3 protein-coding genes and 1 pseudogene are annotated in these 13778 nt (G+C 73.1%); 3 read left to right on the top strand and 1 reads right to left on the bottom strand.

Annotation, left to right across the window (positions count from 1 at the left end):
* Positions 1-18 precede the first annotated feature (18 nt).
* A complete protein-coding gene (locus tag OG730_RS08860; protein WP_327303708.1) occupies positions 19-1644 on the bottom strand; it encodes an aspartate aminotransferase family protein in 1626 nt (541 codons plus the stop codon).
* A gap of 312 nt (positions 1645-1956) precedes the next feature.
* On the opposite strand from OG730_RS08860, the pseudogene OG730_RS08855 reads away from it, so the two are divergent.
* From OG730_RS08855 to OG730_RS08845, 3 genes and pseudogenes are all read left to right on the top strand, one after another.
* Positions 1957-6642: pseudogene (locus OG730_RS08855) on the top strand (type I polyketide synthase); the annotation flags it as partial.
* Between the two features lie 31 nt (positions 6643-6673).
* Complete coding sequence (locus tag OG730_RS08850; RefSeq protein WP_327303706.1) at positions 6674-12373, top strand: polyketide synthase; 5700 nt, start codon at positions 6674-6676, stop codon at positions 12371-12373.
* Entirely contained in the window at positions 12360-13706 is a 1347-nt protein-coding gene (locus OG730_RS08845) for an FAD-dependent oxidoreductase (RefSeq protein WP_327303705.1), read from the top strand. Before OG730_RS08850 ends, OG730_RS08845 begins: the two co-directional genes overlap by 14 nt.
* Positions 13707-13778: the final 72 nt, after the last annotated feature.

The raw sequence follows: 13778 nt of genomic DNA, 5'->3' as shown, positions 1-13778 counted from the left end.
CGGTTACCGCCGGAGTGCCTACGCGCCGGGCTCCCCGGCCGGATCCGCGGGAAGGAGGAGGCCGCCGTTCTGGTCGCGGAGCACCGTCAAGAGCCCGCGCAGCCCCGATTCCAGCCGCCCGATCTCGGCGTCCGTGATGTACACGGACGGCTCCAGCCGCAGCGTGCTCGTGGCACTGGCCGTCGGGAGGATCCGCAGGGCGTGCACGCGCAGCAGGTAACCGGACAGCAGGTACCCGAGCAGCCCGGCACGGGCCTGCCCGGAGATGACCTCGTCGGGGGAGTCCGACAGGTCGTGGAAGTCCAGGCCGATCATCAGGCCCTTCCCGCGGACCTCCTTGATGACGGTCCCGAACTCCTGCCGCAGCTTGCGCAGCATGTCCGCCAGCCGGGCGCCGCGCTCGCCGGCCAGCTGGTAGGCCTTGCCGCCCCCGGCCTCCAGCAGGTCCACCGTCCGGCAGGCGATCGACGTGGAGAAGGCGTCCTTCGCGAAGGTCGAGCTGTGCACCAGCTCGAACTCCTTGCGGTAGCGGGAGCCGCGCACCAGCGTCACGGCCGCCTTGGCCACGCCGCCGCCCAGGCTCTTGGCCAGCGTGATGTAGTCGCCCTGGAGGCCGATGTGCGAGGCGGCGAAGAACGCTCCGGTACGCCCCATGCCGCTCTGCACCTCGTCGACGATGACCGGGCAGTCGACCGTCTCGCAGGCCTCCCGGATGCGGCGCACGGTCTCCCGGTCGAACACCCGGATCCCCGCTTCGCCCTGCACCGGCTCCAGGATGAACGCGGCGATGACGGGCAGTTCGCGTTCGACGACGCGAACCGCGGCGCCGTCGACCTCAAGGTCGAACAGCGTGCTGCGGACCGACTCGATGGTCTTGGCGAGCGCTTCCGGCTCGTGCACCGGCACGAACCGGCACCGTGCGGCCAGCGACGCGAACGGGGTTCGGAAGCCGGGGTTGTGGGTCAGCTGGACGCTGCCGACGAGCTTCCCGTGGAACGAGCCCTCGGGGGCCAGGAACACCGGCGCCGCCGCCAGGCGCGAGGCGTTGGCGCTGCGGATCCCGGCGATCACCTCGTCCGCCGCGCTGCCGCGCACGAGCCCCGCGGCCGCGACCAGGCGGTCGTAGGACTCGTCGGCGGCGAGTGCACCGGCGGCGAGCTTGCCGCCGGCGGCCAGTGCCGCACGCGCCGCCTCGATGTTCCCGTCGATCTCCGCGGCGAGTTCGGCCAGCTTGGCGCCCCGGTCGAACTCGGCGTGCTTCATCGCGATCTCGACCGCTTCGGCGCCGCTGTTGGCGAAGATCGCCGAATACGGCTCCGAGGTGGCGAACTCGCGCCGGATGACGGCGTTCAGCTTCTGCGCCAGGTCGTTGGCGTACGGGTGCTTGGAGAACTGCGCGTGGACCGGCACGCCCTGGTCCAGCAGCTCCTTCGCGTAGCCGACGATGTCGGGATTGCCGTGCCCGATGATCGTCGAGCCGTAGCCGCCGACGAGGTCGAGCACCTCGACCTCCCGGCCCGTCTCATCACGGTAGAAAAGGCTGTCCTTTTCCGCCCTGGAATAGTGAACGCTCAGTCCGAGTGAGGCGAGCAGACCCCCGAGATAGGGCTCCGCGAGGTCCTGATCTTCAATCTCCGGGTTCATTTGGAGTCGAGTTCCCAATCTATGAGGCCTACTTGTGCGGAACCCTACCGACCTCACCGTAACGGGCCTGTAATCGGACGCTAATTGGCGCATCGGCGCACGGTGAGGAGCTTCGCCCTGCCGGGAAAGAGCGCGGAATTACCACCTCGCGGACGCTCTTGTCCGAGACTGTTCGAGGCTCTGAGTCGCATGAGAAGTTCTCCGGGAAAGGAAAATATCCGTGGACGGTACCGAGAAATCGGCCGGCGGTTCCCTTGAGGAAACCCCGGGAGTTGAGGGCGCGTGAGCACTGACGAGAACCAGCTCCGCCAGTACCTCAAGCGCGCGGTCGCCGATGCCCAGGCGAGCCGCAGGCGTCTGCGCGAGATCGAGGAGAAGGACCGGGAACCCATCGCGATCATCGGCATGGCCTGCCGGTACCCCGGCGGTGTGGACTCACCGGAACGCCTGTGGCAGGTGGTCGCCGACGGAGTGGACGCGGTGACGTCGTTCCCCGAGCACCGGGGCTGGCCCTTGGACCGGCTTTACCACCCCGACCCCGACACCGTCGGCACGTCGTACACCGACCAGGGCGGATTCCTGCACGACGCGGACCGCTTCGATCCCGAGTTCTTCGGCATGTCCCCGCGGGAGGCCCTCGCCACCGACCCCCAGCAGCGCTTGCTGCTGGAGACGGCCTGGGAGAGCTTCGAACGCGCCGGAATCCCTGCCGACACGGTCTCCGGCAGCCGGACGGGCGTGTTCATCGGGTCGATGTACCACGACTACGGATCCCGACCGCACCTGCCGCCCGAGGAGTTCGAGGGATACCTGTACAGCGGGAGCGCGGGCAGTGTCGCCTCAGGCCGGCTGTCCTACGTCTTCGGCCTGGAGGGCCCCGCCGTCACCGTCGACACGGCCTGCTCCTCGTCGCTGGTCGCCGTCCACCTCGCGGCGGCCGCGCTGCGCCGCGGGGAGTGCGACCTCGCCCTCGCCGGCGGCGTGACCGTGATGTCCACGCCCCAGGCGTTCGTCGAATTCTCCCGGCTGCGCGGTCTGTCGGCCGACGGGCGCTGCAAGTCCTTCGCCGCGTCCGCCGACGGCACCGGCTGGGCCGAGGGCGCCGGCGTCCTCCTCGTGGAGCGGCTGTCCGATGCCCGGCGCAACGGTCACCCGGTGCTCGCCGTGATCACCGGCTCCGCGATCAACCAGGACGGCGCCAGCAACGGGCTCAGCGCGCCCAACGGCCCCGCCCAGGAACGGGTGATCCGCCAGGCCCTCGACAGCGCGGGGCTCTCCACGGCCGACGTCGACATGGTCGAGGCGCACGGCACCGGAACGCCCCTCGGCGACCCGATCGAAGCCAATGCCCTGCTCGCCACCTACGGCCGGGGCCGACCGGCCGACCAGCCGCTGCGGCTGGGGTCGCTCAAGTCCAACGTCGGGCACACTCAGGCGGCCGCGGGCGTCGGCGGCATCATCAAGATGGTCGAGGCCATCCGCCACGGCGTCATGCCCAAGACCCTGCACGCCGACGACCCGACCCCGCACGTCGACTGGGACTCCGGCGCGCTGACCTTGCTCGACGAGGCACGCGACTGGCCGGAGCTGGACCGGCCGCGCCGCGCCGCCGTCTCCGCCTTCGGGTTCAGCGGCACCAACGCGCACGTCATCGTCGAGCAGGCACCGCAGCCGGCCCACGAAGAGCCCGCCCGGGAGCCCGCCGGGAAACCGGTCGCCCCCGCCGTGCCGCCGGCGCCGGTCATGCCCTACCTGCTGTCCGCCCGGTCCCCCGAGGCGCTGCGCGCGCAAGCGGAGCGCATCGGCGCGCTCCTTGCCGAGCGCCCCGGCCTGGACCTGCTCGACCTCTCCTACTCGCTGTCCGCCACCCGTACGGCGATGCGGTACCGGGCCGTCGCGCTCGCGGCCGGCCGGGACGAACTGATCGAAGGACTCGCGGCCCTGGCGGACGACGAATCCGGCACCGTCACCGGCACCAAGGACGAGGGCCGGATCGCGTTCATGTTCACCGGCGGAGGCGCCCAGCGCATCGGCATGGCCCGCGAACTCGCGGAAACCTTCCCGGCGTTCGCCGCGGCCTTCGACGAGGTCTGCGCGGCCCTGGACGAGCACCTGCCCCGCCCGCTGCGCTCGGTGATCGAGTCGGGCGACGAGCTGGACCAGATCGACTACACCCTCGCCGCCCTCTTCGCGGTCGGCGTGGCACTGTTCCGCCTCTTCGAGGCGTGGGGGGTGCACCCCGACTACCTCATGGGGCACTCGACGGGCGAGCTGATCGCCGCCCACCTCGCGGGCGTGCTCTCGCTGCCCGACGCCGCCATCCTGGTGACCGCCCGCGGACGCCTGATGCGGTCGCTGCCGGAAGGCGGCGCGATGATCGCCGTCGAGGCGACCGAGGAAGAGGTACGCGAGACCCTCGACCCGGACGGGCGCGCCGTGATCGGCACGATCAACGGGCCGCGCGCGGTGGTCCTCTCGGGCGACGCGGACGCCGTGCACGCCGTCGCGGACATCTGGAAGGAGCGCGGCCGCTCCACCAAGGTGCTGCCGATCCTGCGGGCCTCCCACTCCCCCCGCATGGACCCGATGCTCGACGAGTTCCGCGCCATCGCCGAGGGCCTCACCTTCCACCGGCCCAAGTTCGCCGTCGTGTCCACGGTGACCGGCGAGGTGGAGCCCGGGGACGGCTGGAGCTCGCCCGAGTACTGGGTGCAGCAGATCCGCCGGCCCGTCCGCTTCGTCGACGCGGTGCGCACCCTGGAGGCGCAGGGCGTGACCACTCTGCTGGAACTCGGCCCCGACGGGGTGCTCTCCGCGCTCGCGGCCGCCAGTGCGGACCACGCGGTCGCGGTGCCCGCCATGCGCAGGAAGCAGCCCGAACCGCAGGCGCTGATGCACGCCCTCGGCGTGCTGCACACCCGGGGGGTACCCGTCGACTGGCCGGCGTTCTTCGCCGACACCGCGGTGCGCAAGGTCGACCTGCCGACCTACCCCTTCCAGCGCGAGCGGTACTGGCTGGACCCCTCGGCCGACGCCGCGGCAGCCGCGGGAGCGGCACCCGCGGGGCCGGACCCCCTCGGCGCCCTGCACCAGGTCGGCTGGCTCCCGGAGGTCGTACGGCCGTCCGCCCGGGCCGCGGCCTGGGCGCGGCTCGGACCGGCCGCCGATCCGGCGGACGGCATCCCGTACCACGATGACCTGGCCTCCTTCGGGCAGTCGCTCGACGCCGGCGACCCGGTCCGGGCCCTCGTCGTACCCTCGGCCGCGGGCCTGGACGAGGACGCGGCCGACGCCCCGTACCCGCCGGCCCGCCAGACACTGGCCCTCCTTCAGGAATGGCTGGCCGACGACCGCTTCACCGGTGTGCGCCTGGTCGTGGTCACCAGGGGAGCCGTCGCCACCACCGACACCGAGGCCCCCGATCCCGCCGCCGCGGCGGTGTGGGGACTGGTCCGCTCCGCCCAGTCGGAAGCACCCGACCGGATCCTGCTCGTGGACGTCGACACCGACAGCGGCGGCGAGCCGGTGCCCGCGGCGCTGCTCTCCGCCCTGCTGTCCGCCGACGAGCCCCAGGCCGCCGTCCGGGGCGGCCGGGTCCTGGTCCCCCGGCTGGTCCGGGTCCGCTCCTCCGCGGCGCGCACCGGTGCGGACGCCGCGGTGTGGAACCCGGAGGGCACCGTCCTCGTCACCGGCGGTACCGGCGTGCTCGGCGCCACCGTCGCCCGCCACCTCGTCACCGAACACGGCGTCACACACCTGCTGCTGGCCGCGCGCACGGGCGGCGAAGCGGCGGGAGCCGGCCACCTGCACAGCGAGCTGACCTCACTCGGCGCGACGGTCCGCATCGCCGCCTGCGACGTCGCGGACCGCGAAGCCCTCGTCGCGCTGCTCGCGGAGGTCCCCGCCGACCGGCCGCTCACCGGAATCGTGCACACGGCAGGGGTGCTGGACAACAGCCTGCTCACGGCGATGACCCCGCAGCAGCTGGACGACGTCCTGCGTCCCAAGGCGGACGCCGCCCGGCACCTCCACGACCTGACGCGCGACGCCGGCCTGTCGGCCTTCGTCCTGTTCTCCTCGACCGTCGGACTGTTCGGCGGTCCCGGCCAGGCGAACTACGCCGCCGCGAACGCGTACCTCGACGGGCTCGCCCACCACCGGCGGGCGCACGGTCTGCCCGCGACCTCGGTGGCCTGGGGCCTGTGGGACGTGGACGGCGGCATCAACGCGGCACTGGGCGACATCGACCGCGCCCGGTTCGCCGGGGACGGCTTCGTCCCGACGGGCGTGAAGGACGGCATGGCCCTGTTCGACGCCGCCCTCTCCTCGGCCCGGCCCGCGGTGGTGACCACGGAGTTCGACCCGGACGTCATACGGTCGCTCGACCGGGTGCCCCCGCTGCTGAGGTCCCTCGTCCCCGCCCCAACCCACCGTCCGGACAGCTCCACCGAAGTGCCCGTGGCGCAGCGGCTTTCCGACCTGACCGCCGCCGAGCGCACGGAGTTCGTCCTCGAACTGGTCCGCGGCAGGGTGGCCTCGGTCCTCGGCCTCGCGGACCCGTCCGCGATCGATCCCGAACAGCCCTTCCGGGAGCTCGGCTTCGACTCGCTGACCGCGGTCGAGATGCGCAACAGGCTGAACACCGCCACCGGCGCCCGGCTCCCGGCCACCGCGGTGTTCGACCACCCGACCCCGTCGAAGCTGGCCGCGTTCCTGCTGACGTGCGTCGCGCCCGAGGACGCGCCGGAACGGCGATCGACCGCGATCGCCGCGCTGGACGACCTGGAGCAGGTGCTCGCGGCCGGGGAAGGCGACGGCGCCGACGGCGACCGCGACGAGATCACCGTGCGGCTGCAGACCCTCCTGTCGCGATGGCTGGAGACCGGCGCGCAGCCGGGCGAGGGAGCCGACGAGGAACCGGCCGACGCCCTCGCGTCGGCATCGACCGACGAACTCCTCGACTTCATCGACAACGAGCTCGGCCGTGCCCGGCACTGACGCCCCGACATATGGAACAGGTAAACCCCCCATGGCGGATGAGAAGAAGCTCGCGGACTATCTGAAATGGGTCACCGCTGATCTGCGGAAGGCCCGGCAGCGCATCGCGGAACTGGAGTCCGGCCGCACCGAGCCGATCGCGATCGTGGGAATGGCCTGCCGCTATCCCGGCGGCGTGCGCTCGGCGGACGACCTGTGGCAACTCGTCGCGGACGGCCGGGACGGCATCACCGAGTTCCCCGCCGACCGCGGATGGGACCTCGACGCGCTCTACGACCCCGACCCGGATGTTCCGGGCACCACCTACGCACGCGAAGGCGGCTTCCTCGACGGGGCAGCCGAATTCGACGCCGACTTCTTCGGCATCTCGCCGCGCGAGGCCCTTTCCATGGACCCCCAGCAGCGCGTGCTGCTGGAGACCGCCTGGGAGACCTTCGAGCACGCGAGGATCGACCCGACCACCCTCAAGGGCGCCGGCGTCGGTGTGTTCGTCGGCGCCGTGGAGCAGTCCTACCTGGGGCTGGCCGGCCCGGAGGAGCTCGAGGGCTACCTGTTGACGGGCAAGCTCGGCAGCGTCGTCTCGGGCCGGCTCTCCTACTCCTTCGGTTTCGAAGGCCCCTCCATGACCGTGGACACGGCGTGCTCTTCGTCCCTGGTCGCCATGCACCTCGCCGCGCAGTCGCTGCGCACCGGCGAATCCGGCCTGGCCCTCGCCGGCGGCGTCACGGTCGCCGGAACCCCCGGCGGATTCGTCGACTTCTCCCGGCAGCGCGGTCTCGCCCCCGACGGCCGGTGCAAGTCCTTCGCCGCCGCCGCCGACGGCACGAGCTGGTCGGAAGGCGTCGGGCTGATCCTCCTCGAACGGCTCGGTGACGCCGTCCGTAACGGACACCGGGTGCTGGCCGTCCTGCGTTCGTCGGCGGTCAACTCCGACGGCGCTTCCAACGGGCTCACCGCCCCCAGCGGCCCCTCGCAGGAACGGGTGATCCGCACCGCGCTCACCGGCGCCCGGCTGGACGCCTCCGACGTCGACGCCGTCGAGGCCCACGGCACCGGCACCCGGCTCGGCGACCCCATCGAAGCCCAGGCGCTGCTGGCCACCTACGGCGCCGCCCACACCGCCGAACACCCCCTGCTCCTGGGCTCGCTGAAGTCCAACATCGGGCACTCGGTGGCAGCGGCGGGTGTCGGCGGTGTGATCAAGATGGTCCAGGCGCTGCGGCACGCCGCACTGCCGCGGACGTTGCACGTCGATGAACCCACCCCGCTGGTCGACTGGTCCGCGGGGGCGGTCGAACTGCTCACCGAGCACCGCCCGTGGCCGCAGACCGGCAGGCCGCGCCGCGCCGCGGTGTCGGCGTTCGGCGTCAGCGGCACCAACGCCCACCTGATTCTGGAGCAGGCACCCGAAGAGCAGGCCGTCGTGGCGGAGGAGACCCCGGCCCCGGACCCGGCCGGGGCCCCCGCCCCCGCGCTCGTGCCGCTGCCGCTGTCCGCCAAGAGCCGTACGGCGCTGTCCGCGCAGGCGCGCGGCCTGATGGCGTACGTCGCGGACCACCCCGGCCTGTCCGCTGCCGACCTCGCCTACTCGACGGCGACCACCCGCGCCGCCCTGCCCCACCGGGCCGTGGTCGTCGGCTCGGACGCCGCGTCCCTGCTCGCCGCCCTCCGCCCGCTGGCCGAGGACGGAGCCCGTACCGCGGCCGCCACGGCGCCCGGCAAGGGCAGGCTCGGCTTCCACTTCACCGGCCAGGGAGCCCAGCGGGCGGCGATGGGCCGCCGCCTGTACGAGGCGTTCCCGGTGTTCGCGGAGGCCTTCGACGCGGTGTGCGGTGAACTCGACCGGCACCTCGACGTGCCGCTGCGCGACGTCCTCGACGACGAGGAGGCGCTGGCCGAGACGGGGCACGCCCAGCCGGCGCTGTTCGCGCTTGAGGTCGCCCTGTTCCGGCTGTACGAGGCGTGGGGCATCACCCCGGACTACCTCGCCGGCCACTCGATCGGCGAACTGGCAGCCGCACACGCGGCCGGAGTGCTGTCGCTGCCCGACGCGGCGGCCGTGGTCGCCGCCCGCGGCCGGCTCATGCAGGCCCTGCCGCCGGGCGGCGCGATGGTCGCGCTGCAGGCCACCGAGGAGGAGATCACCCCGCTGCTGCAACGGTCGGACGGCGCCGTGGCGGTCGCCGCGGTCAACGGCCCGGTGGCGACCGTGGTGTCCGGAGCCCGGGACGCCGTTCTGGAGATCGCCGGAACCGTACGGTCCTGGGGGCGCCGCACCAAGCAGCTGACGGTCAGCCACGCCTTCCACTCGCCTCTCATGGACCCGATGCTGGAGGAGTTCGGCCGGGTACTGCGGAAGGTCACCCTGAACGCGCCGGGCATCCCCCTCGTTTCGACGCTCACCGGCGGCCTCGCCACCGAGGAGGAGCTCCGCTCGCCCGAGTACTGGGTCGACCAGGTGCGGCAGCCGGTCCGCTTCCATGACGCGGCCCGGACCCTCGCCGACCAGAACGTGACCGTCACCCTGGAACTCGGTCCGGCGGGCGTGCTCTCCGCCCTGATCGCCGAGACCACCTCCCTCACCCCGGTCGCCGCGGTGCGCGGCGGACGGGCCGAAGCGCACGACGCGCTCGCGGCCCTGGGCGGGCTGTGGTCGGCCGGGATCCCCGTGGACTGGCAGGCGGTCTTCGCCGGAACCGGAGCACGGCGGGTGGACCTGCCGACCTATCCCTTCCAGCGGGAGCGGTACTGGCTGGAGCACGCGCCGGCCGCCGCGCCGACGGCCGGGCCCCGTGCGGAGGGCTCGGTGCTCCGGGTCGGGTGGACCCCGTTCGAGCCGACCGCGCCGACCGTGCCGATGAGACTGGCGGCGCTGCACCTCGCCGGGGCCGACCACACCGGACTGCCGCGGCTCGCCTCCGGCGTGCCCTTCGGCGCCGTGGCGGACGCCCTGGCCGCGCTGGACTCGGACACGCCGTTCGACTCCCTGCTCGTGCCGCTGGCGTTCTCCCTGGACGGTGATGTGCCCCGCCGGGCCCAGGACACCGCGCAGGAGGTACTGGCGCTGGTCCAGTCGTGGCTGGCGGACGACCGGGCCGCCGACACCCCGCTCGTCGTCCTGACCCGCGGCGCGGTGGCCGCGGACGGCGGTGGCACGGACGGTGGTGGCACGGACGTGTCGGACCTCGTGGCCGCCCCTCTGTGGGGACTGCTGCGCTCGGCGCAGTCGGAGGCCCCCGACCGGATCGTGCTGATCGACCTGGACGAGGACCCCGAGTCGGCGGCGGCCGTGCCGTCGGTCCTGGCCTCCGGCCAGCCGCAGGCCGCCGTACGCTCCGGCCGGATCCTCGTACCGGGACTCGCCGACGCCCTGCCGGACGGCGAACCGGACGGCGGCACCCGGTGGCGCACCGGCGGCACCGTACTGATCACCGGGGCGACCGGGGCGCTCGGCGGGCTGTTCGCCCGCCATCTGGTCCGTACGCACGGCGTGTCCCGGCTGCTGCTCGTCAGCCGCCGTGGGCCGGAGGCGGCCGGCGCCGCCGAGCTGGCCCGCGAACTCACCGGACTCGGCGCCGACGTGCACGTCGCCGCTTGCGACCTCGCCGACCGGGCCGCCCTCGCCGCGCTGCTGGCGGCCATCCCCGCCGAACACCCGCTCACCGGAGTCGTGCACGCGGCCGGCGTGCTTGACGACGGCATGATCCAGGACCTGACCCCGGACCGACTGGCCGCCGTTCTGCGGCCCAAGGTGCACGCCGCGTGGAACCTGCACGAACTCACCCTCGACCGGGACCTGGGCGCCTTCGTGCTGTTCTCGTCCGTGGCGGGCGTCATCGGTGGCACCGGCCAGGCCAACTACGCCGCCGCCAACACGTTCCTCGACGCGCTGGCCGCCCACCGGTCCGGAATCGGACTCCCGGCGACCTCGCTGGCCTGGGGCCTGTGGGAGCACGAGCACGGCATGAGCGGGCACCTGACACGGACCGAACTCGACCGCATCGCCCGCTCCGGCCTGCTCGCCATCACAGAGGAGACCGGTCCCGGACTGATGGACCTCGCGCTGCGCACCGGCCGGCCCGCGCTGGTGGTCACACCAGTCGACCGGACCGCGCTGCGCGGCAACGCCCGGCGGGCGCCGCTGCTGCTGCGCCGACTGGTCCAGGACACCGGCCAGGGCCCCGGGGAATCCGCGAACCAGGCCGAACTTCGGCCGGAGAACCTGGCGGGACTGCCGCAGGACCGGCGCCTGGAGGTCGTATCGGAGTTCGTCCACCGCGAAGTGGCGCTGGTGCTGGGGCACTCCGCCGCGGCTGCGGTCGAAGGCCACCGGCGGTTCTCCGACCTCGGGTTCGACTCGCTCACCTCGGTGGAGCTACGCAACCGGCTCGCCGATGCCACGGGCTTGAAGCTGCCGCCCTCGCTGATCTTCGAGCACCCCACTCCGGCGGAGCTGGTCGGGCACCTGTCCGCCCTCCTGTCCGCCGTCACCGGGGGAGCCCCCGGCTCCACCGGCTTCGACTACGCCGCCGAGGTCCGCCTCGACGAGGGCATCCGGCCCGCCGCCGAGATCAGCCGGGTGGCCGCCGATCCCCGCGAGATCCTGCTGACCGGCGCCACCGGATTCCTCGGCGCCTTCCTGCTCCGCGACCTGATGCGGTCGACCACGGCCACCGTGCACTGCCTGGTGCGGGGCACCGACCGGGCCGACGCGACCCGCCGACTGCACGAGAGCCTGGCCTGGTACCAGGTCCGAGACGATATCGACCCGGACCGGCTCAGCGTGACCGTGGGCGACCTGACGGCCCCGCGACTGGGCCTGGCGGAAGCCGAGTTCGATGAGCTCTCCCGCCGCGTGGACGTCGTCTACCACGCGGGCGCGACGGTCAGCTGGGTGCGGCCGTACAGCGAACTCGCGGCGGGGAACGTGGGCGGCACCCGGGAGGTGCTGCGGCTGGCCGCGGCGCACCGGACCGTTCCGGTGCACTACGTGTCGACCACCGGCGTGTTCCCGGCGCCCGGCCCCGACGCCGCGCCGGCCGGCGCGGGCGACCCGACCGGACCCGCGCACCTGCTGCACAACGGCTACCTGCGGAGCAAGTGGGTGGCCGAGCAGGTCATCGAGCTCGGCCGGAGCCGGGGGCTGCCCGTCTCGGTCTACCGGGTGGACGTCGTGTGCGGCGACCGGGAGACCGGCGCCTGCCAGACCAAGGACTTCGTCTGGCTGAGCCTCAAGGGCCTGCTGGAGACCGGAGCGGTACCCGACAGCCTCGCCGGGGTCCTCCACATGGTGCCGGTGGACTACGTGAGCGCGGCGATCACGGCCCTCGCGGCCCGCGAAGACACCGCGAACCGGACCTTCCACCTCTACAACCGGCAGAACCAGACGTTCACCGAGTTCGTCGGCCACCTCCGCTCCCTGGGCTACGACCTGCCCGAACTCGACTGGGACACCTGGTCGGCCCGGGTGCGCGAGGACCGGAAGAACGCCGTCGTTCCGCTGCTCGACTCCTTCGAGGGGATGAACGCCGGCAGCGGCACCACCACCTACCCGCCGATCGACGTCTCGGAGACCGAGCACGCCCTGCGCGGTACCGGCATCACCTGCCCGGACATCGACCGGGACCTTTTCGGCAGGTACGTGAACTTTTTCGTCCGCGCGGGCTACTTCCCGTCCCGCGCGTCCGTTGGGGACGAGCAGAGGAGTGACCACCACCGTGGAGAAAACTGATCGTGAGCGCGTGATCGTGCTCGGTGCGAGCATGGCGGGCCTCCTGGCCGCGCACGTGCTGGCGGACCGCTACGCCGACGTCGTGGTGATCGACCGCGACGACCTCGCGGGAGACGACGCCGGTCGTGCGCACAGCGAGACCCGGCGGGGCGTCCCGCACGGCGGGCACCTGCACAACCTGCTGGCCGCCGGCCTGATCGCCCTGGAGGACTTGATCCCCGGCATCACGGAGGAACTGGCCGCCGGCGGCGCGGTGCTGGGCGACGGCACCGCCAACGTGCGGTGGGTCGTCAACGGCACCCACATGCCCAAGCCGCACTCCGGCCTCCCGCTGCTCTCGGTCAGCCGGCCGCACCTGGAGCGGCGGGTGCGCCGGCGGGTGCGCGCGCTCCCCAACGTGACCTTCCTGGAGCGGACCGAGATAGCGGAGCTGCTGACCACGCCCGACCGGTCCGCGGTCGTCGGCGCCCGGGTCCTGCAGGGCGACACCCACCGCGACCTCACCGCCGACCTCGTCGTCGACGCGACCGGACGGCGCACCCGCACCCCTTCGTGGCTCGTGGAGTTCGGCTACCCCCAGGTCGAGGAGGAGCAGCTCACCGTCAACGTCGGCTACACCACGCAGTACTACCGGCTCTCCGAGGACCGGATGCCCGACGAAGTGTCCATAGACGTCGGAGGCTCGGCGACCGTGCCGCGCGGGGCGCTCTGCGCCAAGATCGAGGACGGCTGCGCCGTGGTGACCGGCTACGGCATCGCCGGCGAGTACCCGCCCCGCGACACCGCCGGCTTCCACGACTTCCTGAAGTCGCTCGCCGCCACCGACATCTACGACGCGGTGCACGACCAGGAGACGCTCGGGGAGCCGCTGTCCTACCGCTTCCCGGCCAACCTGCGCCGCCGGTACGAGCGGATGGACTCCTTCCCCACCGGGCTGCTCGTCCTCGGCGACGCCGTCTGCAGCTTCAACCCGGTCTACGGGCAGGGCATGACGGTGGCCGCGCTCGGCGCCCGCGTGCTGCGCGACCACGTCTCCCGGCCGGCGCCCGTGGACCCGCGGGCGTACCTCGCCGACTACGCGGCCAAGGCGGTCGACCACGTGTGGGAGCTGACCACCGGCGCCGACCTCGTCTTCCCCGGCGTCGGCGGCGACCCCGACGAGGAGCAACTGGCCGAGTACGCCTACCTGGACCGGCTGCTGGACGCGGCGTCGAAGGACGGGAGGCTGCTGGTCGCCTATGCCCGGGTGGCGTTCCTCCTCGATCCGGCGGCGGCGCTGGTCGCCCCGGAGATCCAGGCAGCGGTGGAGCGGGTGTCCGGCCAGGCGGGTTAGACGGCGGGGTCGTACCGGAAGGGCTCCCGGGCGGGGGTGCCATCGGGCGGTCTTTCCCCGGTAATCGAACCG

The organism is Streptomyces sp. NBC_01298 (assembly GCF_035978755.1).
GTDB lineage: Bacteria > Actinomycetota > Actinomycetes > Streptomycetales > Streptomycetaceae > Streptomyces.
This window is presented reverse-complemented; position numbering and strand designations above follow the sequence as displayed.